Origin of the sequence: Permianibacter fluminis (assembly GCF_013179735.1) — a bacterium.
Taxonomy (GTDB): Bacteria; Pseudomonadota; Gammaproteobacteria; order Enterobacterales; family Permianibacteraceae; genus Permianibacter; species Permianibacter fluminis.
Map to the genome: position 1 here is coordinate 422224 of NZ_JABMEG010000002.1, position 22539 is coordinate 444762.

The following is a 22539-nucleotide window of genomic DNA, read 5'->3' on the forward strand; positions in this document are numbered from 1 at the left end:
CGCCCAGCTCATCGGCGTTTGTGCAGGTCACCGGACCCCGCTCATACGATGGTAGTCGGCAATCGGGTCAGGTGGCGTCGAATTCGGCAGTCGCCTTCATCAGCTTGTGTCGGTGCCTGCTGGCGTCGGCAGCGGTTACGCCACTTGCGCTGCCGCTTTTGTCCGGGTCAACTCGTTTCAAGGCGGGTGATTGCAACCAACGATCAATGCGATTACCGACAATGTCAAACGGTGCCCCGTTCGCAGGTCAACTTTCCGGTGCACCGGGCGTCGCGAAAGCCTGACGGCTACGGCGATGGTGACGGTTACCGCATGGTTGGCGTCAGTGATTATCGCGCCAGCGCGCGCAGCTGACATCGACCACGTCGGCCAGCGTTTTGCCGTTTGCAACCAAGGCACGGATGCGGCGGGAGTCGTTGTCGGTTTGACCGGCCAGTGTTGCCAGCCGGTCCAGATTGGCTTGCGTATCGAGACTTTTGCTACTTGCTTGCAGATTATCCAGCGTGCGCAACAAATCGGTTTTCAAGTCCAGCTTTTCCTGGCTGAACGGATTGACCAGCGTGGCGCGATAGCCATGTCGACAGGCCTGAAACAGATTGTGGCGATGGACCAGTTGCAATGCATCCGGCATGGGCTGCCAGGCTTGTTCAAGCAATTGTTTGGCGAGCGTCTGTGCATAGGCGGCCAGATCGATCGCGCGCTGAATGCTCAGCGGCGTATCCGCGATGCGGATTTCAACGGTGCCGAACTCCGGCTTGGGCCGCACATCCCAATACAAATCCTTGATGCTGCTGGCGACGCCCAAGCGTTGCAGATCAGCGAAGTACTGATTGAACGCCTGCCAGTTGCGCAGTGACGGCATGTGGCCAGCGAGCGGGAAGGTCCAGACTGCCGCGAGTCGGGCGCAATCGAGTCCGGTATCAATGCCAAGGTGGTAGGGCGATGATGCTGCCAGTGCAACAAAGTGCGGAATGTAGCGGAGCAGCTGCTGGCTCAAATACACCGCGGCATCGCCATTGGGTACGCCGATGTGAATGTGCTGACCAAAGACGGTAAAGCGACGGGCGAGGTAACCATAGTCATCAGCCAGCTGGGCAAACCGTTCGCCGGGGTAAATCTCCCGATCAGCCCAGTGCTGGAAGGGGTGGGTGCCGCCGCCGGCGATGCCAATATCGAGGGCGGTACAGTGCTCGACCAGCACATCACGCAAAGCGAACAGCTCGGTTTGCAGGCCGTCAATGTGGCTCTGCTTTGAGCTGTTCAGCTCGATCATCGAGCGGGTGATTTCCGGTTTGAACAAGGCGTGCTGCGGATGGTGCTGCAGCTGGGTCAACAGCTCGGGTGCGGCGGGGGTGAGATCGCGGCTTTGCTTGTCGATGAGCTGCAGTTCCAGTTCGACGCCAAGCGTGAGAGGGGCTGAGGCAGTAAAGGTGAGCATGGGCCCTCCGCGAGGTGAATGTTTGCTGTTATTGGTTCACTTGTTCCAGTCGACGTGAGCAATAATTATATTTGGACAAACTATATTTGTGTCAAGCAAAATGCGGTCCAGCTCGGCTGCTGCGGTGCGGCACGTTGCCAAATAAAGCCCTTTGCGATTCGGCCAAAGCCCGCGAAAATGGCATGCCAGCGCTGGATTTGCCCGCACCATGCCGGAATGCACCATGACCGCCAGTTCTCCCTCCGAAGCCGCCACTTTGACCGCTGTCGACCGCAGCGGCAGCGCCGCCACGGCGTCCGATGCCACCGAAGTGCTCCGTTGTTTTCGGCTCATATTCGGTAATGCCCGGCAGCACTTTCGCTATATCGAAGACAGTTGCGGCCTGGGCGGTGCCCAGATTTGGGCGTTGGGGCTGGTTCGGGCCCGGCCGGGCATCCGGGTCAGCGAACTGGCCGATGCCATGAGCGTGCATCAGACCACGACCAGCAATCTGGTGGCGGGCTTGAGCCGCAAGGGCTTGCTGCGTCGGGAGCGGGCCGAACGCGATCAGCGGGTCGTGCGCCTTTACATTACCGATGCCGCGGCGGCGTTGCTGCTGCGCTCGCCGGGGCCGGTCGAAGGCATTTTGCTGCAGGCCCTGCGGCATATGGATGAATCGAATCTCCAGCAACTCAATGCTGTGCTGCAACAAGTGCTCGCACACATGCAGACCATCAACCCTGCCTTGGCGGATATTCCGCTGACGGAACTCTGAGCCCCAGCCCGGCGCCTTGCTTATCGATTGCTTGCTGAGCCAGCCTTTGTTACTAATAGCGCCGGTCCAACCAGATTGCGGCCTCCCTCCGCTGTAACGCCGTTGCAGCCGCTGGTCCGACAACGAGAACGATTAATCATGAATAAACCTGCGCGTGCCCAGAGTCCGGCAGCCTTCGCTGAGCAGTACATTGTTGAATCCATCTGGCAGGGCAAGTTTGCTCCCGGCACCATTCTTCCGGCCGAGCGCGAGCTGTCGGAATTGATTGGTGTGACACGCACGACCTTGCGCGAAGTGCTGCAACGTTTGGCGCGTGATGGCTGGCTGACCATTCAGCACGGCAAGCCGACCCAGGTGAACGATGTCTGGCATACCGCGGGTCTGAATATCATCGATACCCTGACCCGGCTCGACGATGAAAATTCGCTGCAACTGGTCGATCAATTGCTGGATGCTCGCACCAGTCTGAGCAGCGTTTATATTCGCGCTGCCGCCAAACGCAACAAAGAGGCGGTGTTGCAGTTGCTGGCCGAAGCCGAGCAGGTCAGCGATGACGCCGAAGGCATTACCCAGTTTGACTGGCGTATGCATCACACGCTGTCGCGGCTGTCGATGAATCCGGTTTATACCTTGGTGCTGAACGGTTTCCGCAGCATTTATTATCGGGTCGGTCGCTTTCATTTTCAGCGCGCCGATGCCCGGGAACAGGCGCGAGCTTATTACCGTGCGCTGGCTGAAGTCATTCGCCGTGAAGATCTGAACGGCTTGAATTCGGTGATCTGGGCACACGGCCGCGACAGCGGCCGACTCTGGCAAGAAGTGCGAGCGAAACTGACCTCGGTGCATGATTTGCCGGTGACCGGCAACTGAAGTTTCACGAATAAATAAAAAAGCGGCCATGGGCCGCTTTTTTATTTGGTGGAAAACACGTGCTCAGGCGCTGGCGCGCTCCTTGCTGCTGTGCTCGCTGATCGTGGTCAAGGTCTGGACATTGCCTTTGCTGTCTATGGTGTCAAGGCGCACATCAAAGCCCCAGAGCCGGTGCAGATGGCGCATGACTTCTTCGTAACCTTCCGCCAATGGCACGTCATTGTGCGGGGTGTGGCGCAGGGTCAGGCCGCGGTTGCCACGAACATCGACATTCCAGACCTGGATATTCGGTTCATTCATTGACAGATTGTATTGGTTGGACAACGCCTGCCGGATGGCTTTGTAGCCGGCCTCATCGTGAATGGCCGTAATGCCGAGCTCGGCTTCGGTTTCATCATCAAGCACGGCGAACAGCCGGAACTGTCGCATCAGCCGCGGCGACAGAAACTGGGCGACGAAACTCTCATCCTTGTAATTGCGCATCGCGACATCCAGTGTTTTTTGCCAATCGCTGCCGGCAATATCCGGGAACCAGTGGCGGTCTTCTTCATCCGGATGCTCACAAATGCGCTTGATGTCCATGTACATGGCAAAGCCAAGGGCATAGGGATTGATGCCGGAAAAATACGGACTGTCAAACGGTGGCTGATAAACCACGTTGGTGTGCGAGTGCAGAAACTCCATCATGAAGCCTTCGCTGATCAGGCCTTCATCGTAGAGCCGGTTCATGATGGTGTAATGCCAGAACGTTGCCCAGCCCTCATTCATGACCTGGGTTTGCCGCTGCGGATAAAAATACTGGCCAATCTTGCGGATGATGCGAACGATCTCGCGCTGCCATGGCTCCAGCAAAGGCGCGTTCTTCTCGATGAAGTAGAGAATGTTTTCCTGCGGCTCTTTCGGAAAGCGGACTGCTTCTCTGGCTTCGGCTTTCTCGCGGGCGTGAGGGATGGTGCGCCACAGATCGTTGACCTGCGATTGCAGAAAGGCCTCGCGTTCCTGCTGCCGGCGCTGCTCCTCGCGCAAACTGATCGGGTGCGGCCGTTTGTAGCGATCGACGCCGTGATTCATCAGGGCATGACAGGAGTCGAGCAAGCCTTCGACGGCATCGAGGCCGTAGCGTTCTTCGCAATCGGCGATGTAATTCTTGGCAAACAGCAGGTAGTCGATGATCGCTTCGGCGTCGGTCCAGGTCCGGAACAGATAATTGCCTTTGAAGAACGAGTTGTGACCATAACTGGCGTGGGCGATGACGAGGCATTGCATCATCATCGTGTTTTCTTCCATCAGGTAGGCAATGCAAGGGCTGGAGTTGATGACGATTTCATAAGCCAGCCCCATATGGCCGCGTTTGTATTGCTGCTCGTTGGAAATAAAATGCTTGCCGAACGACCAGTGGCTGTACCCCAGCGGCATGCCGACGCTGGCGTAGGCATCGAGCATCTGTTCGGCGGTGATGATCTCAATCTGGTTGGGGTAGGTGTCGAGGCCGTAGTCGCCGGCAATGCGGGCGATCTCCTTGTGGTAGGCCTCGATGAGGTCAATGCTCCATTCCGAAGCGGTAGTAAGAGGCTGGCGCTTGCCGGAGTGTGCGGGATGGTCGCTCATGGGCTTCAGGCCTTCTGCCGTTTGAACAGCTCGCGGAAGATCGGGTAGATGTCGGTCGCTTCCTTGATTTGCTGCATGGCGAAATTTCGGAACTGCGGCGTCAGCTCGGCGTAGTGCTCCCACAGGCTCTGATGGTTGCGCTGGGTAATCTCGATGTAAGAGAAGTAGCGCACCTGCGGCAGGATGGATTGTGCCAGCAAGTCCTGGCACACCGGCGAGTCATCGCCCCAGTTGTCGCCATCGGAGGCTTGCGCAGCGTAGATATTCCAAAGCTGCGGTGAATACCGGGCCCGGATGATTTCATCCATCAGCTTCAACGCGCTGGACACTACGGTGCCGCCGGTTTCCTGTGAATAGAAAAATTCCTTTTCGTCCACCTCCTTGGCCTGGGTGTGGTGGCGGATAAACACAACCTGGACATTCTTATAGGTCTTGGTCAGAAATAGATACAACAACAGGAAGAACCGTTTGGCCATGTCCTTGGTGGCTTGATCCATCGAGCCGGAAACATCCATCAGGCAAAACATCACCGCCTGCGTGGTTGGTACCGGCTGTTTGACGAAGGCGTTGAAACGCAGGTCAAAGGTATCGATAAAGGGCACTCGTGCGATCCGTTCACGCAATGCCTCGATGCGCGCGCGCAGCGCCCGGGTCTCGCTGTCATCCTCGTCGGCATGTTCCTTGGCTTTTTCTTCCAGCTCGCGAAGTTCGCTGCGGGCTTCGCCGCTCAGCGCCATGCGCCGGGCCAATGCGCCGCGCAAGCTGCGGACGATATTCAGCGTCGCTGGCACGCCATCGGTTTTGTAGCCAGCCCGAACCGTGCGGAACTGCTCGGTCTTTCTCAGTTGGGCGATATCAAGATTCGGCAATTCCAAATCTTCGAACAGCAGATCCAGATATTCGTCGCGCGACAATTCAAATTTGAATTCGTCCTCGCCTTCGCCGGAGTCGCTGGCGCGGCGACCCTGGCCGCGGGCTTCGCCATTCAGCGGCCGCTTGACCCGATCGCCGCTGACAAACTCCTTGTTGCCCGGATAGATGCGCTCACGCACGCCACCCTGGCCGCTACGGAATGTCGGTTCGCGGGTGTCTTTGGACGGGATGGAGACATTTTCACCGGTATCCAGATCGGTGACGCTACGCTTGTTCAGCTGTTCGGAAACCGCTTTCTTGATTTGACTCTTGAAACGACGGATAAAGCGCTGCCGGTTGACAGTGCTTTTGTTCTTGCTCCATTGCCGGCGGTCCACCAGACGTGACACGGTGTTTACCTCGCAGGTTCCGCCTGCGCATCCACGGAAGCGCAGGCGGCCAGACAGGTCTTGCTTACGTCATTGCGCTGGCCAGACTCAGCTGGCCTTTCTGACCCGCAAATACCATTCGCACAGCAGCCGAACTTGTTTCTCGGTGTAGCCTTTCTTGACCATCCGGGAAACAAAGTCCTGATGTTTCTTCTGGTCCTCTTTCGAGGCTTTGGCGTTGAACGAGATGACCGGCAGCAAATCTTCGGTATTCGAGAACATCTTTTTCTCGATAACGGTCCGCAGCTTTTCATAGCTGGTCCAGTTGGGGTTGCGGCCGCCATTGTTAGCGCGGGCGCGCAGCACAAAATTGACCACCTCGTTGCGGAAGTCTTTCGGGTTGCTGATGCCGGCCGGCTTCTCGATTTTCTCCAGCTCTTCGTTCAAGGCGCCGCGATCAAAATTCTCACCGGTTTCCGGATCCCGGTATTCCTGATCCTGAATCCAGAAGTCGGCATAGGTGACATAGCGGTCGAACAGGTTCTGGCCGTACTCGGAATAAGATTCGAGATAGGCCGTCTGGATTTCTTTGCCAATGAACTCGACATACTTCGGCACCAGAAAGCCCTTGATGTGCTCAATGTACTTCTCGTAGGTCTCCTGCGGGAACTGCTCGCGCTCCAACTGGGTTTCCAATACATACAACAGGTGCACCGGGTTGGCTGCGACTTCGCCATGATCGAAATTGAAGACCTTGGACAGGATCTTGAAAGCGAACCGGGTTGACAGGCCGTTCATGCCTTCATCGACACCGGCGTAGTCACGATACTCCTGATAGGACTTGGCTTTCGGGTCGGTGTCTTTCAGTGATTCGCCGTCGTAGACCCGCATCTTGGAATACAGGCTCGAGTTCTCCGGCTCTTTCAATCGCGACAACACCGAGAACTGCGCCATCATCTGCAGGGTACCGGGGGCGCACGGCGCGCTGTCCAGATCGCTGTTGCTAAGCAGCTTTTGGTAAATGCGAACCTCATCGGACACCCGCAGGCAGTACGGCACCTTGACGATGTAGACGCGATCGAGAAACGCCTCGTTGTTTTTGTTGTTGCGGAACGCCTGCCATTCCGATTCATTCGAGTGCGCCAGAATGACGCCGCTGAAGGGCAGGGCAGACAAGCCTTCAGTGCCGTTGTAATTGCCTTCCTGGGTGGCGGTCAGCAAGGGGTGCAATACCTTGATCGGCGCCTTGAACATTTCGACAAATTCCATGATGCCCTGATTGGCGCGACAGAGCGCACCAGAATAGCTGTAGGCATCGGGATCATTCTGGGCGAAACGCTCCAGCATGCGGATATCGACTTTGCCGACCAGCGCCGAGATGTCCTGATTGTTCTCATCGCCCGGCTCGGTTTTGGCAATGGCGATTTGATCGAGCACTGATGGCTTCAGTTTCACGACCCGGAATTTGCTGATATCACCACCGAATTCATGCAGGCGTTTCACCGCCCACGGTGACATGATGGTGCTCAGATAGCGCTTCGGAATGCCGAACTCGTCTTCCAGAATGCGGCCATCTTCTTCCGGATCAAACAGCCCCAGCGGTGATTCATAAACCGGCGAGCCTTTGATGGCATAGATGGGGCAGCGCTCCATCAGTTTCTTGAGCTTTTCTGCCAGCGAGGATTTGCCGCCACCGACCGGGCCGAGCAAATACAGAATCTGTTTCTTTTCTTCCAGACCCTGCGCGGCATGTTTGAAGTAAGACACGATTTGTTCAACCGTATCTTCCATGCCATAGAATTCGTTGAAGGCGGGATAGCGGGCGATGACGCGATTGGAGAACAAACGCGACAAACGAGAGTCGGTCGAGGTGTCGGTCATCTCGGCTTCCCCGACAGCTTTCAACATGCGTTCGGCCGCATTGGCGTAGGCCATGCGATCTTGCTTGCACAGCTCCAGATATTCCTGAAGGCTGTACTCGTCCTCTTTTGCTTCCTCGTAACGTGAGCGGTAATGCTGGAACAGGCTCATGACGACCTCCACGGTGTCGACGCGCCGGGCAGCGCGTGCGTGCCTTGGAACAAGTGTAGTTCGCGCTGGTACTGACGACCGTCATTCGCAACAAAGGTTCATGTTTCGGCCACTTGCGGTGGTTTTCGGGCCGATCGGCGGCAAAGTCTGTTTTGTGTTGCGCTGCAGCATGAAACGAATGAAAAAGCCCGCTTTTCTAACTGGTCAGTGGTCTTGTGAGTGGACGGATGAGCGGTTAGGATTGGCCCAGCTCTCTTGCGCATGCCGCCCTTTACCAAGGCAGTGCTGACGGCACGCATCCTGGATGCAACAACGACAATAGTGGAACAGCCTTACTGGGAGAATTCCATGAATAAACACCTGCTTGGATTGGCTTTGGTCAGCGCGCTCGGATTGGCCGGGTGCGGTGGAGGTGACGGCCCGGCCGACCCGCAGATTCCGTCAACTGATGGAGTTGGCCTCAGTGCGGGAGCCCCGATTATCGAGTTTGAGACGACAGATTCGAATAGTGATGGCTATTTGATCCCGCTGCCCAATGACCTGCTGTTCGCCGGAACCACAGACCTTACGCTGAACATTTCGGGTGTAAGCGATGCGGATATTGGAGGGGCTAATGGCACCAAGAGCATTCAGGCCCAGTTGAACAAGCAAGACGGCTGGTCTGCGACAGCGCCGTTTATCGTCAAGGTGCGCAGTAGTGTTGGCGCCAGCCTTGATGCAAATACGCTGGCCGACAGCGTTCACATCTTTAAGGTGACTTTGCATCGTCCAGGTGCAATCAATCCAGATGCCCCGATCTCTACCACCAATCCGAAAGTTCCGACCGGCCCGGTAACTGCCATCGAGAGTGAGCTCGCGCTGGGGACGGATTTCGCTGTTGGGCTCGCCGCGGAAGATACGAATAACCGGACAATCCGCATTTCGCCATTGAAGCCGTTGACACCGCAAGCCAGTTACATGGTGGTCATTACTAACGCGCTGAAAGACTCCAATGGTAAGACTGCCACGGCTGACGTTACCTATGCCGTGGGCAAGAACACCACGCCGCTACCTGACACGGCCTCGGCCAGACCGCTTCAGATCATGGTGAATGCCCAAGAGGCTGCGGCTGCGGCGGCTGGAATTGACGCTTCGACTATCGCGGTTTCCTACGTGTTTACGGTGCAGTCGGTCAATGAGGAGTTGAGCGCGGTATGGGCTTTCACCAATAACCTGTTCCCGGGTGTCACTAATCCGTTCCCGTATGCCTTGAATTTTACTGGCGCGATCACCGTTCCGGGTACCATGCTGGGCCTGCCAGCCAATCTTGCCACCTTCCGGCAAGCGAGCTTGGCATTGCCCTATTACCTGACGGCCAGTGCCAACGTGGGCAATACCACACCGGTGGCGACTGCTGGTGGTGCAATGAACGTCGACAACGGCGTCTCGCACGACCCGAATGGCATCACCAAGAACTGGAATGCCCCGGCAACAATCAACTTGGGTGGCGGTCCGATACCGAATCCGCTCGGCACCAACCTGTCGTACGCCAATCCGCTGCCAAGCCCGACTGGTCTGGAAACCATTCCTGTTCTTATGTCATTGCCGGGACCGGGCTGCACCAAGCCGGATAGCGGTTGGCCGGTAACCATTTTCCAACACGGTATCACCAGCAACCGCACCAGCATGATCCCGCTCGCGGCCGCGCTGGCAGCGCCGCCGAGCTGTCAGGTCACAGTTGCAATCGACCTGCCGATGCATGGCCTGCGCGCCTCGGGTGATTACCTTGCGGACACGGTCCCGGACAATACGACGGCCAGTCTTGCCGGCGTGTTTTTCGCTGGTCACTCGACGGTTGACAGCAACGGCGCCTTGCGTGAACGGCTGATGGGTATTGATCTGCTGAGCAACACGAGTGGTGCGCCGGGCACGGCACCAGATGGCCGGGTTGACAGTTCAGGCTCCTGGTTCATCAACCTGCAATACCTGCTGGCAACTCGTGACAACTTGCGTCAAGGTGCTGCTGACTTGTTCGGTTTGACCCGGGCGCTGACCACAGCGAACTTGGATATCGACGGCGTTGCCAACGGCACCGATGTCGATGCAGCCAAGATTTCGTTCGCCGGCCAGTCCTTGGGTTCGATCGTCGGTACGACGTTCGCCGGTGTCGATCCGAAGGTGAAGGTTGCAATGCTTTCTGTGCCGGGTGGCGGCTTGGCCAAGCTGCTGGATGGTTCGATGGCCTTTGGTCCGCGCATCCGCGCCGGCTTGGCGGGCGCGGGTACTGTTGCCGGCACGGCGGCCTACGAGCAGTTCTTGTGGTCCGCACAGACCTTGGTCGACAGCGGTGATCCGATCAACACTGCCGCGCGCCTGAATGCCCGTGCGATTCCGGTTCTGGTTCATGAAGTGGTGGGTACGGCAGGTTTGCTGCCTAGCGACCTCGTGGTGCCGAACAATGTGATTGCCGGTACCTATCCGAACCCGGTCACCAGCTCGCCCTATACCATCTATGTCACCGGTCCGCTCGGTGGTACGGATCCGCTGATTGCGACGCTAAGTCTGACCAAGCTGAGTGCCGACACGTCCGATCTCGAAGGCATTCGTGGCTATGTCCGGTTCACCCGCGGTGCTCACTCGTCGCTGCTGGCGAACGACACCACGCTTGATCCGGATGTCGGTACTGGCGCGGCGCCGGTGCGTAAGGAAATGCAGCAGCAAGCGGTGACGTTCATTGCTAGCCAAGGTACCTCGGTACCCGCAACTGAAGGTACCGGTGCGGTCGAGCCGTAAGCGACCTCGACGTAACGGAAAAGCCCCGGTCATCCGGGGCTTTTTTATTGTAGGTATTACCTGCCGGGGCGCCAAGCAGTGGGTTTGGGCGGCAGGAGACTGCTAGCCGAATGTGGCTTTCTTGCTATGATTCGCCACCCCGTCAAGGTGGCGGGAACTCGGAGTCCAGTGTCTTGATGCAGTTCTTCTATGAGTACGGCCTGTTTCTGGCCAAATCCGCGACCATTGTGTTCGCCATCCTGCTGGTTATTGGTGGCATTGTCCGCTCGCGCCAACAACGGCATCAGCCGGCGCCGGGTGAAATTGAGGTTCGCAACCTCAGCGATGAGTACAAGGATTTGACCGACACCATGTATGCCGAGATTCTCGATCTCGACGAGTACAAGGCGCGGCACAAGGCTGAGCTGAAAAAAGAAAAAGAAGAAGCGAAAGCGCGCAAGAAAGCGCTGAAGCAGGCGCAGAAAGACGAGGCCAGGAAAGCAGCTGAACCAGAAGCCGCGACAACCGATTCAGATGCCGACGCAGCGGAAGAGGACGAAGAAGAAGAGCTGGAGCGGAAACCGCGGGTGTTCGTGCTGAACTTTCTCGGCGACATGGAAGCCTCTTCCGTGCATTGCCTGCGGGAAGAAATCACGGCCGTGCTGTCGGTCGCAGAAAAAGATGCGCAGGATGAAGTCATTCTGCGACTGGAAAGCCCCGGCGGTTTGGTCCACAGCTATGGTCATGCCGCCTCGCAATTGCAGCGGATTCGTGATGCCGGTCTGCCGCTGACGGCGGTAGTGGACGAGGTGGCGGCCAGCGGCGGCTACATGATGGCCTGTGTCGCTGACAAAATTGTCGCCGCGCCGTTTGCCGTGATCGGTTCGATTGGTGTGGTCGCGGAATTGCCCAACTTCAATCGTTTGTTGAAGCGCTTTGATATCGATTACGAGCAGCACACCGCCGGTCAGTTCAAACGGACCTTGACCATGTTCGGTGAGAACAGCGACGAAGGCCGGCGCAAATTCCAGGAAGAGCTGGAAGACACGCATAAACTGTTCAAAGCCTACGTCGGCGAGCATCGCAGTCAGGTCGATCTGGAGAAGGTCGCGACCGGTGAGCACTGGTATGGTTCGCAAGCGCTGGAGCTTGGTTTGGTCGACGAGCTGCAAACGTCCGATGCGCTGCTGCAAGAGTTGTATCCGACCCATGACGTGTACGAAGTCAATTATGAATTCCGCAAGACGCTGGCCGATCGGTTGTCGTTGGCGGCATTCATGTCGGTCGACAAACTGTTGATGCGCTGGTGGCAGCGCTCGGCCAGCCGGCACGGTTTCATTCGCTGAACTGAACTGAACTGAACTGAACGGACTGCGGCATGGATATCGAGTTCTGGCAAACCCGTTGGCAACGTGGCGAAACCGGATTCCATTTGCCGCGGCCGCATCCCAAATTGCAGTCGCTGTGGCCGACCTTGTGCCCGGACATGGCGGCGTCGGTGCTGGTTCCGCTCTGTGGCAAATCGCTCGATCTGGTCTGGTTGCTGGCGCGTGGCCATCGGGTGATTGGCGTCGAGATCAGCGAGTTGGCTGTGCGGGCATTTTTCGCCGAACAAGGCTGGCAACCCGAGATCGAAAGGCAGGGCGCTTTCCTCTGTTTTCGTTATCAGCAACTGACAATTTATTGCGGTGATTTTTTTGCCCTGACTCGCGAACAATTGCTGAATTGTCATCATGTCTACGATCGGGCGGCGTTGATTGCTTTGCCGCCCGAACTGCGTGCGGCCTACAGTCAACATTTGTTGGGGCTGGTGCCGTCCGCTGCCGTCATGCTGCTGCTGACTCTGGTCTATCCGCAAACGGAAATGACTGGGCCACCGTTCGCGGTAACGCCTGCCGAGCTTGTCAGCTTGTATCCGCAGACCCAACAGCAGTTGCTGGTTGATCAGGACATTCTCAGCCATGAGCCGCGGTTTTCGGCGAAAGGGGTCAGCTCGCTGCATGAACAGGCGTGGAGCATTCGTTGGTAACGCCCACCCCCATTTCCACGCCCATGCTCTCGGACACGCCCAATCCCATGCCAACGCCTATCCCTTTGCCCGCATCGGCGGTGGTGTCGGCCGCGACCCGGCGCAGCATGCTGCGACACGACGGACGCCATTTGTATTGGCTGGAGCAGAGACCGGAGGAAAACGGTCGTGGTGTACTTATGCGTTGGTCTGCGAGCACTGGCAACGAGGAATTGTTACCGACCTGGTTCAATGTTCGTTCCAAGGTGCATGAATATGGTGGTGGCGAGTTTGCAGTGCGTGATGGCGCGCTGCTGTTTGTCGCGGAGCCGGATCAACAGCTTTGGTTGCGCACGGCAAGCGGTGATTTGCGTGCGTTGACCGAAGTCAGTCAGCCGCCGCGTTCGATTCGTTATGCCGATATGTGCTGGCATCCAGGCGGCGAGTGGTGCTACGCCGTCCGTGAGCGTCATCATGATCAGGATGTGATCAATGAACTGGTCGCAGTCTCGTTGACAGGTGCCATTCAGGTGCTCGCCAGCGGCGCTGATTTCTATGCCACACCTACTGTTTCTCCCGATGGCATGCAACTGGCCTGGTTGCAGTGGTCGCATCCACTCATGCCGTGGGACGGTACGCAGTTGCAGCGCGCAAACCTGCGCCAGCCCGATTCGCTTTTGGATTCAGCCGAGGTGGCTGGCGGGGCAACCGAATCCGTGTTGCAGCCGTTATTTGCCGGCAACAATCAACTGTTTGCCCTCAGCGATCGCAGTGGTTACTGGCAACCCGGGGTGGTTCTGGCGAACGGCTGGCAGCCGCTGCAAATTCAGTCAGCAGAAGCACAGCCAGAGACATCAGCGGATGCCTTTGCTCACAACGAGTTTGCGGTGGCACCGTGGTCACTTGGCACGCGGACCTGGTGTGTAACGGATGGTGGTGATATCTGGTTAATCGGATCGGTCAATGGTTTCCAGCAATTGTGGCGATTGAGCCCTGAGCCGGACGGTACGTATCGCGCTGCGCCACAGCATTTTTCGCAAACCGCTCCGACATCGGAATCCGTTTGCTGTTTGGCGCCGCATTTGGCCGTGGCCGGTGATGCGGTTTTTGTTCTGGCGTCAGCAACCGATCAGCCGGAACGGCTGATGGCGCTGCAACCGGGTCGTGACAGCCAGCAATGCCTCACTGGCACGGTTGCCTGGCCGGCCGATGTGATGATCACGCCTGCCAAGTCCGTGATGACCGAAGTGGCTGGGCGAAAGCTACCGTTTTTCTTCTATCGCCCGGCAGAACGCACGCGTTGTCCGCTGCTGCTGTTTTGTCACAGCGGTCCGACCGGCGCGGCCAGTCCGGCACTGCAGGCGACGATCCAGTTCTGGACCTCTCGCGGTTATGCTGTCGCCGACGTCAATTACCGCGGCAGCGATGGCTTTGGCCGGGACTGGCGCCAGAGTCTGCTGGGGCATTGGGGCGAGTACGATGTTGCCGATTGCCTGGCGGTGGTTGATTCGCTGATCCGCGATGGCGCTGTCGACCCGGACCGGATTTACCTGCGCGGCAATAGCGCCGGCGGGTTGACGGCCCTGCACATGCTGGCCGCATCCGGCCGGATTCGGGCCGCAGCCTTGCGTTATCCGGTGGTAGATCTGGTCCGGCTGGCGGCCATCAGCCACAAGTTTGAAGCGCGCTACCTGCATCGTCTGGTTGGCGCGGGCGGTAGCGATGAACAGCGCCTGCACCAGATGTCGCCTACCAGCATCTTTCCGCTGATAAAAACGCCGGTGCTAGTCCAGCAGGGCGAGCAGGACCCGGTGGTGCCGCTGGCACAGGCTCAACAGCTCGTTGCCAGCCTGCAAGGAGCCGGGGTGGACCATGAGCTCGTTGTCCATACCGGGGAGGGCCACGGCTTTCGCCGGGCCGATACCCTGATGGCGGCGCTGGCTGCCGAGCTGGCCTTTTTCTCCCGTCATGCCTGACCATTGGGCGGTCAACCGGGACCGGCTGTCGCCCAATTTGCCAAACTTGTCGAAGATCTCGCGAAAAGCCCTTGATCCAACAGAATTTTTAGCCCTTGCTCGATTGCCAAGCCGCGACCCTTGGATTAGTCTTAGTCAAATTCGCGTAATAGCGGCGGGCCGACCGTATTTGGCCCCTTTGCCGGGAGCAGGAGTAAGCATGATGAGCGAGTGGCTGAAAAAAGGATGGGCCGTGCTGCTGGCAGCAACGCTGTTGGCGGGCTGTGGTGGCACAGGCACCTCTGACGAGGAAACGGATACCGGAGGCGGCGGTAGCACCGCAACTACAGCCGTAGCCGTGCAAATTCTCGACCCAAGTGGCAATGTCACCACTAATGTCACCCCCTCTTCACCGGGCACGATACGAGCAACGGTAACCAATAACGGCTCTGCTGTTGCCAATACTGTTGTAACTTTCAGCACCACCCTTGGCAGTCTCAACCCGCCGAGCGGGACTGCGCTCACCAACGCTTCGGGTGTGGCAACCATCACGCTGAATGCGGGGACGGTGGCTGGTGCCGGAACGGTGACGGCTTCTGCGACGGCTGGTAATTCAACCGGCCAAGGCACTGCAGCGTTTTCCACAACGATCCCGGCCAACAATGTCACGATGACGGTGACAACTCCTGGTGGGATCGTAAGTGCCGGTGGTACGACAACGGTTACCGCAGCATTTACCAATTCCGATGGTTCTTCATTTACCACAACGGTCCCGGTTACGTTCACATCGGCTTGTGTGACCTCGGGTGGCGCAGTGATTAGTTCTCCTGTGGATTCAGTCGGCGGAGCCGCGACGGCAACCTATCGAGCAACCGGTTGCGTGGGGGCCGATACCGTCAACGTGTCGGCTCAGGTTGGCGGCAATGTGCTGAGCGGGACGGCAGTAGTTACAGTCGGTGCGGCTGCATTGGGTAGTATCGAATTCGTCTCGGCGACTCCTGCAAATATCGCTTTGCAGGGTACCGGCGACTCAAGCCGTCCGGAAACTTCCACTGTAATTTTCCGTGTGCTTGATGCGCAAGGAAACCCGCTTGCGGGAATTCCGGTAACGTTTGCGCTGGATACTACTGTCGGCGGCATCGCTCGCTCTCCAGCTACAGCGCAGACCGATGCTCAAGGTCGTGCGCAGACCGTTGTGAACGCTGGTACGGTGGCCACTTCAGTTCGAGTAAGCGCCACTGCAACACAAGGTGGTACTTCGTTTAGCACCACCTCCAGTCGCTTGGTGGTTTCCACGGGCTTGCCGGATCAGGATTCGATCTCGATCTCTGCTAGCGTGCTGAATCCCGAGTCTTGGGAGTTGGATGGCAAGACGGTTACCGTCACGGCTCGCTTGGCCGATGCCTTCAATAACCCGGTTCCGAACGGCACTGCTGTGCAGTTTCGTGCGGAAGGCGGGGCTATCGATCCTTCTTGTACTACCACAGATGGCGAGTGCACGGTGACATGGCGCTCGCAAGCACCCCGGCCTGTTGGTCAAGGTGATCTGGGCATGGTTTGTGCCACAGTGCCAGAGTTGGTCAATAGTTGTGGCCAGCCCTATGGTGGCCGGGTAACGATCTTGGCGACCGCAATTGGTACCGAAAGCTTCCCGGATATAAACGGCAATGGCCGTTTCGACAGCACGGAAGATGCGACTTTCCAGACAGGCACCGATGTGCAAGGGGGCGATTATGATGTGCCCGAAGCATTCGTCGATAACAATGAAGATGGCGGTTATCGTATCAGTGCTGGCACAGATGATGATGCCGAGACGTTTGTCGATTTCGACAACGATCAAGCCTACGATGCTGACGACAATCTATACAACGGCGTACTTTGCGGCAGTGCGACGACCTGTTCGACACAAAAAACACTTCATGTCCGCGATAGTCTTGTGATCGTGATGTCCTCCAATGACATTTACAATCGGAACATGGATTCGACCGGCACGGTTGAGGACAATACAGCAATCTCGGTGCCGCCAGCGAGCAATGTGAAAACTCGGCAGGTCCTGCTGGCAGACTTCCACAACCAACCGATCCCGGCCGGTTCCACGATCAAGATTGAGACCAGCAATGGATCTATTCTTGGCACCAGTACTTATACGATGCCAAGTACCAACAGCAATGGCGGTAAGTTGTTCGCTTACACGGTGAAAGGTGATACGACCTCCAGTGCCGGCAGTATTACTTTTACAGTCACTACACCATCTGGGGTGGTCAATGTGCTTTCAGGTCCTTCAGTGAATGATTAAAAAAAGCCCGCGAAAGCGGGCTTTTTTTTGCCTCAACGCGGAGGAGCCGAATCTGCCATTTTCAACTAATGAGGGTCAGCGATATCTCAATGTTAGCAGCAGCTGAAGTGCTGAAACGGCTTGCTCGCTTTCGATAAACAGTTGTGGATCAGCCAGATCCGCAGCGGACAACGATTCGCGGTAGTGACGATCAGCCCAGGCATTGAGCGCGGAGAAAGCTTCGTCAGACATCCAAACCTTGGCTGAAACAGTGCTTCGTTGGCTTTCGGTTAACACAATCCTTTGACGCAAACACGCCGGTCCGCCACCATTTCTCATGCTTTGCTTCACGTCGAAGACATGCACTGCCTTGATTGGTGTTTGACGCGTCAACAACTCCTGCAAATACGCCCATACCCGTGGATTGGCCTCGCATTCGCCAGGAACGATCAGTGCCATGCCGCCGGTTGGCAACGATACCAGCTGGCTATTGAACAGATAGGAGCGGACGGCATCTTCGAGTGGCATGGCTTTGCTGCTGACTTCGATGAAATGCAGTTCGTCATCACCGTAGGCGCGGCGGATATCGGCAAGCGCCGTGTCCTTGTCCAGAAACGCCTGCTCGTGAAAGAACAGGACATTGCGATTGCCGACGGCGATCACATCGTTGTGGAAAACGCCTTGATCAATGACCGCCGGATTCTGCTGTACGAACACGACTTTGTCGGCGTGCAATTGGTGCAGTCTGGCAATTGCTTCGGACGCTTCACGCGTCTGCCGGGCGGGAAATTTTTGCGGCGCCGGCTGAGTCGGGTCAAAGGCGTATTTACCGTAAACAAAAATTTGCACGCCGGGCTCGCCGTATTCGCGGCAGAGCCGGGTATGGTTGGCGGCGCCCTCGTCACCAAAATGATCGCCGAGCGGCAGCGGATCGTGATGAGCGAAATGGCTTTCGTCGGCGAAGATCGCGCGCAGCAATTTTGCTGTTTGTGGTCCTTCGATCGAGCGATGGAAGCGATTGGCCAGGTTGGCTGCGGTGAAATGCACCTTGCCATCAAGGCTGTCCGCTGACGGACTCATGGTGCAGGCGTTGGCGGTCCACATGCTGGAAGCCGAGCTGACGCAAGCGAGCAACACCGGCGCCTGTTTTGCGACTTTGTTCAGCACCTGGGCGTCGGTGCCGGTGAATCCTAGCCGACGCAGCGTTGCCAAATCCGGACGCAGCAATGGTGGCAGCACGGCTTGCGGAATGCCGAGCTTGTGCAGCGCGTACATTTTTTGCAGGCCCTGTTTGACCGCCTCGCGCGGATTCGACACCGCTGAACTGTTGCCCATGCTGGCGACGTTGCCGTAGGACAAACCGGCATAGTTGTGGGTCGGGCCGACCAGTCCGTCAAAATTGATTTCGTAGGCTTGGGTCATGTTCGTTTTGCCTTGAGCTGCGGATTACGGTTTTCGTAGGAGCGGCCTTGGTCGCGGTCTTGTTGTATCGAAAGCATCGCGGCCAAGGCCGCTCCTCCAGATTTCTTCAATGCCCGAATTGGCACGCGCCTTAGAGCGTCATGCCGGGTGATAGCTGTGCCGGCAAGGTGCAAGCCGTGCTTTCCATCGACGCGACCGGATAGCTGCAGTAATCGGCTGCGTAATAGGCGCTGGCGCGATGATTGCCGCTGGCGCCGACACCGCCGAATGGCGCCGCCGAACTGGCGCCAGTCAGCTGCTTGTTCCAGTTGACGATGCCAGCACGAATATCGCGATAGAACTGTTCATATTCTGCTTTGTCATCGCTCAGCAAGCCCGCGGCCAAACCAAAGCGGGTGTTGTTCGCCAGCGCAATCGCCTGTTCGAAACTGTCGTAGCGATAGACCGACAGTAGCGGGCCAAAATATTCCTCGTCGGCGATATCTCGCGCTTCCGTCAGATCGACGATGCCAGGTGAGAGCAGCGCCGTGTTGTCTTGTACGCGGCGCATTTTCAGCAGCGGATAGCCGCCCTTGCCAATCAGCTCATCTTGCACTTTCAGCAGCTTGTTGGCGGCCGGAACGCTGATGACAGAGCCCATGAACGGCGCAGGTTCGGCGTTGTAGGTGCCAACCTGAAGTTGCTGCGCCGCATCGACCAATGCCGACAGGAATTTGTAACCGTCATCGGTATTCGGAATCAGCAGGCGACGGGCGCAGGTGCAGCGCTGGCCGGCCGTTATGAAGGCCGATTGCAGCGTGTGAAACACTACAGCTTTCAGATCATTGATTTTGCCGATCACCAGCGCATTGTTGCCGCCCATTTCCAACGCGAGAATTTTGTGCGGCTGGCCAGCCAGTTGCGCGTGCAACGCGAAGCCGGTGCCAGCCGAGCCGGTAAAAAACAGGCCGTCGATGCCAACATGTTGGGCAAGCGCGATGCCGGTGTCGCGCGCACCTTGCAGCAAATTCAGCACGCCTGCCGGCAGGCCGGCGGCTTGCCACAGTTCCATGGTTTTCGCTGCGACGCCGGGGGTCAATTCGCTGGGTTTGAACAGCACGGTATTGCCCGCCAACAGCGCCGGCACGATATGGCCGTTTGGCAAATGGCCCGGAAAATTGTACGGCCCGAATACCGCGACCACGCCATGCGGCTTGTGGCGGGTGGCGGTGGTGGTGTCGCCGGTCGTTGCTTCCTTGACGCCGGTGCGTTCGTGATAGGCACGGATGGAAATATCAATCTTGCCGACCATGGCGGCAACTTCTGTTTTCGCTTCCCACAAGGGCTTGCCGGTTTCCTGACCGATCAAATCGGCCAGCACATCGGTATTCGCTTTCAGCTGGGCTTCAAATGCCTTCAGTACCGCAATGCGTTCGTCGAGCGTGCGGTTACGCCAATGGGCAAACGCGGTGCGGGCGGCATTGATGGCGGCATCGACGTCGTTGCGACTGGCGGCATTGCCTTGCCAGACCGGTTGTTGGGAGACCGGATTGGTCGAATGAAAACGCTCGCCGTGGCCGGCTTGCCAGTTGCCGTTGATGAAAAGTTCGTTGTGAAGACTCATTGTATTTCTCCCGGATGATTGTGCGGACTGCATCAACCACCCCTAGCCCCTCCTTGACAAGGAGGGGGATCAGATCGAGCCATTCCCATGTTGGGGAATCGGAAAAAATCAATACAGTTTGCAGGCGCGCACCGGCTCGCCGGTTCGCAACTCCAGCGCATCGACGACCTTCGCAGGCAGCAACAAATTTCCGGCGTCATCGAACGCCAGCTCGGTCAAGCAGGCGCGGTAATCTACTCGTTTGGTATTGCTGACCAGGTAGGTTTCCGGCTGGGTCGTTGTTCCAGCCGGCGCGATGCTCCATTCGAAGCGGTTGCTTTTGCGGACGGTGCGGATTGAGCGGATATCGGCTTCGATGGTCGGGCCGGCATCGAAAATATCGACGTGGCCGGTGTAGCGAAAACCTTCGGCGATCAGCATGTCATACGCGGGCTGGGTATCCGGATGCACCTTGCCGATCACGGCGCGGGCTTCGTCCGGCAGCATGCACAGATAGATTGGGTAATGCGGCATCAGCTCGGCGATGAACTGGTTGCCGTAAGTGCAGAGCGCATCGGCTTCCGGAAATTCCATCGAAAAAAATTTTTTGCCGAGCGCATCCCAGAATGGCGAGAAACCTTTGTCGTCGGACACGCCGCGCATTTCGGCAATGACCCGTTCATCGAAGCGCTGATCAAATTCAGTCAGGAACAGAAAGCGCGAGCGCGACAGCAATTTGCCGTTGCCACCGCCGCGGTATTCGGCGTCGAGGAACAGCGTGCAAATTTCGGTGCAACCGGTGAAGTCATTGCCGAGATATAGCGTCTGCACCTGATTGTGAATTTTCAGCGCCGGACTGGCGTGGACAACTTTGCCGAGGGTATAGGTGTAGAACGGTTGATTGAGACCAACCGCCGACGCCAGCGCGCTGGTGCCGCAAATGGCGCCGGTCTCGGTGTCTTCCAGTACGAACAAGTAATACTCGTCACCGGGCTTTTCCAGTTCGGTGCTGAACGAGTGTTCAGACAAGGCAATGCGCTCTTTCATCGATTGCTTGTCTTTCGGCAGCGTGGTCAGGCCGATACCGCTGCGCAATGCCAGCGCGTGCAGCTTGTCCAGATCGGCAGCGCGAACCGGGCGTATCCGCATCATGATGAATGACTCTGTTTGTTGGCCGAATGAAACGGCGTGAAATCAATGTCGCCGGCCGCCAACCGCAGCAGCAGCAAAGCCGACAGCTTGGCGCGTTCGGTCAGGCTGTCGAGCAGGGCAAATTCGTCACTGCTGTGGATGTTGCCGCCGCGCACGCCGAGGTTGTCGACATTGGCAAGGCCGGCCGCCGCGAGGTTGTTGCCATCACAGCAGCCACCGGTTGCTTGCCAACGGACATCGAGGTTGATGGCGTTGCCGCAATCGCGCAGCAAGCCGAGCAGGCTTTCGAGTGCCGGTGTCATCAGCTTTGGTGGCCGGTGAAAGCTGCCCAGCAGCGTGGTCTTGAAGCCGTCACGTTGATCGACCGCCGCACAGGCCGCTTGCAGTGCCAGTTCAAATGCGCGCTGTTGCTCGGTATTTGAAACCCGCACGTTCACTTTCAGCAGGCAGTGCTCCGGCACCACATTGACCGAGCCGCCACCGTCGACAAAACCGACGTTGACGGTCATGTCGCCATGCTGGCCATTCAGCGCATCAAGCGTGCTGGCGACATGCGCTGCCGCAACAATCGCATTGCGACCGAGATGATGCTCGCGGCCAGCATGCGCGGCTTTGCCTCGGACATGGACCGAAAAAGTGCCGGTGCCCTTGCGGGTTGACACCAGTTCGCCGGTCGGCAATGACGGCTCGTAGCACAGGCCAATGTGATGACGCCGCGCGGCTTCTGCCAGCAGCGGCGCCGAACCCAGTGAGCCGATTTCTTCATCCGGGTTCAGAATGACTTCCCAGCCCAGATTGTTCTTGTCCGCGCTTTGCTCCAGCGCCTGCAGCGCCGTCAGCATCACCAGCAGGCCGCCTTTCAGATCGGCCGCGCCCGGTGCATTGAGCGTGTTGGCGTCGAGCAGGCGATGGCTCTGAAACGGATGATCGGCCGGGAATACGGTATCGAGATGGCCGACCAGCAACACTTGCCGCGGCGCCTCCGGTCGGCAACGCAAGCGGAGCGCTGGTGCCAGTGGTCGCGCTTCGATCTGGCCGGTCTTGCCAAGTTGCTGCACCGGCGCCAACGCGATGCGCTCCACCGGCACGCCAAGCGGTGCCAGCAGCGGTTGCAGCGCGGTTTGTAGCCGCTCGATACCGGCGACATTCCAGCTGCCACTGTTGATTGCGCACAGCTGCACCAGCTGCTGCTGCAGCCGCGGTGCTTGTGCATCAATCCACTTCATCTGGTCATGCCAGCGGTTCATAGGGCGTCGCCAATACAGGAGTGCAGTAAAAGTTCGGCCCGGACAAGGGCCACGATGGCGCTCAGCATAGGGGCCACTGCCGGCATTAAGCAAAAACGCCGGCGGCATAAATATGCGGCTGAAATACTGGTGTTTTTTGACCAGAGGCGCGATCATTCGCGGCGTTTTTTACCGCCGCCGGAACGCTTCCGGCGCCGTTCGGTTT

At 57.8% G+C, this 22539-nt stretch carries 14 protein-coding genes and 1 pseudogene; 7 read left to right on the top strand and 8 right to left on the bottom strand.

The window, feature by feature from the left end:
• Positions 1-322: 322 nt before the first annotated feature.
• Entirely contained in the window at positions 323-1438 is a 1116-nt protein-coding gene (locus HPT27_RS17170; protein ID WP_172246060.1) for a YbdK family carboxylate-amine ligase, read from the bottom strand.
• Between the two features lie 223 nt (positions 1439-1661).
• Here HPT27_RS17170 and HPT27_RS17175 point away from each other — a divergent pair, with 223 nt between their 5' ends.
• Both HPT27_RS17175 and fadR read left to right on the top strand, forming a co-directional pair.
• The gene (locus HPT27_RS17175; protein WP_172246062.1) at positions 1662-2192 is read left to right on the top strand and encodes a MarR family winged helix-turn-helix transcriptional regulator; all 531 of its coding nucleotides are present in this window, start codon (positions 1662-1664) and stop codon (positions 2190-2192) included.
• Between the two features lie 138 nt (positions 2193-2330).
• Entirely contained in the window at positions 2331-3062 is a 732-nt protein-coding gene (fadR, locus tag HPT27_RS17180; protein WP_172246064.1) for a fatty acid metabolism transcriptional regulator FadR, read from the top strand.
• 111 nt (positions 3063-3173) lie between these two features.
• Here fadR and HPT27_RS17185 read toward each other — a convergent pair.
• The 3 genes and pseudogenes from HPT27_RS17185 to HPT27_RS17195 all read right to left on the bottom strand — a co-directional run.
• Positions 3174-4670 (bottom strand): annotated as a pseudogene (locus tag HPT27_RS17185) (SpoVR family protein); the annotation flags it as partial.
• A 5-nt stretch (positions 4671-4675) separates the two neighbouring features.
• Positions 4676-5932, bottom strand: a complete 1257-nt coding sequence (locus HPT27_RS17190) for a YeaH/YhbH family protein (protein WP_172246068.1) — start codon at positions 5930-5932, stop codon at positions 4676-4678.
• An 87-nt stretch (positions 5933-6019) separates the two neighbouring features.
• A complete protein-coding gene (locus HPT27_RS17195) occupies positions 6020-7942 on the bottom strand; it encodes a PrkA family serine protein kinase (protein WP_172246070.1) in 1923 nt (640 codons plus the stop codon).
• Positions 7943-8290: 348 nt separating this feature from the next.
• Here HPT27_RS17195 and HPT27_RS17200 point away from each other — a divergent pair, with 348 nt between their 5' ends.
• The 5 genes from HPT27_RS17200 to HPT27_RS17220 all read left to right on the top strand — a co-directional run bounded on the left by HPT27_RS17200 (position 8291) and on the right by HPT27_RS17220 (position 16952).
• Positions 8291-10714: a hypothetical protein gene (locus tag HPT27_RS17200; RefSeq protein WP_172246072.1), complete on the top strand. Its 2424-nt coding sequence runs from the start codon at positions 8291-8293 to the stop codon at positions 10712-10714.
• Between the two features lie 176 nt (positions 10715-10890).
• The gene (gene sohB / locus HPT27_RS17205) at positions 10891-12039 is read left to right on the top strand and encodes a protease SohB (protein WP_172246074.1); all 1149 of its coding nucleotides are present in this window, start codon (positions 10891-10893) and stop codon (positions 12037-12039) included.
• 32 nt (positions 12040-12071) lie between these two features.
• The gene (locus HPT27_RS17210; protein WP_172246076.1) at positions 12072-12722 is read left to right on the top strand and encodes a thiopurine S-methyltransferase; all 651 of its coding nucleotides are present in this window, start codon (positions 12072-12074) and stop codon (positions 12720-12722) included.
• 179 nt (positions 12723-12901) lie between these two features.
• Positions 12902-14677: a S9 family peptidase gene (locus tag HPT27_RS17215; RefSeq protein ID WP_172246078.1), complete on the top strand. Its 1776-nt coding sequence runs from the start codon at positions 12902-12904 to the stop codon at positions 14675-14677.
• Between the two features lie 199 nt (positions 14678-14876).
• Positions 14877-16952, top strand: a complete 2076-nt coding sequence (locus tag HPT27_RS17220) for an Ig-like domain-containing protein (RefSeq protein WP_172246080.1) — start codon at positions 14877-14879, stop codon at positions 16950-16952.
• A 75-nt stretch (positions 16953-17027) separates the two neighbouring features.
• Here the strand turns inward: HPT27_RS17220 and astB are convergent, their stop codons facing one another.
• From astB to HPT27_RS17240, 4 genes are all read right to left on the bottom strand, one after another.
• On the bottom strand, positions 17028-18353 hold the full coding sequence (gene astB / locus HPT27_RS17225) for an N-succinylarginine dihydrolase (RefSeq protein ID WP_172246082.1): 1326 nt from the start codon (positions 18351-18353) through the stop codon (positions 17028-17030).
• Positions 18354-18483: 130 nt separating this feature from the next.
• The gene (gene astD / locus HPT27_RS17230) at positions 18484-19956 is read right to left on the bottom strand and encodes a succinylglutamate-semialdehyde dehydrogenase (protein WP_172246084.1); all 1473 of its coding nucleotides are present in this window, start codon (positions 19954-19956) and stop codon (positions 18484-18486) included.
• 108 nt (positions 19957-20064) lie between these two features.
• Positions 20065-21084 (bottom strand): arginine N-succinyltransferase, encoded by a 1020-nt coding sequence (gene astA / locus HPT27_RS17235; protein ID WP_407951157.1) that lies wholly within the window; start codon positions 21082-21084, stop codon positions 20065-20067.
• A complete protein-coding gene (locus tag HPT27_RS17240) occupies positions 21084-22334 on the bottom strand; it encodes a hydrolase (protein ID WP_172246088.1) in 1251 nt (416 codons plus the stop codon). Before HPT27_RS17240 ends, astA begins: the two co-directional genes overlap by 1 nt.
• Positions 22335-22539: the final 205 nt, after the last annotated feature.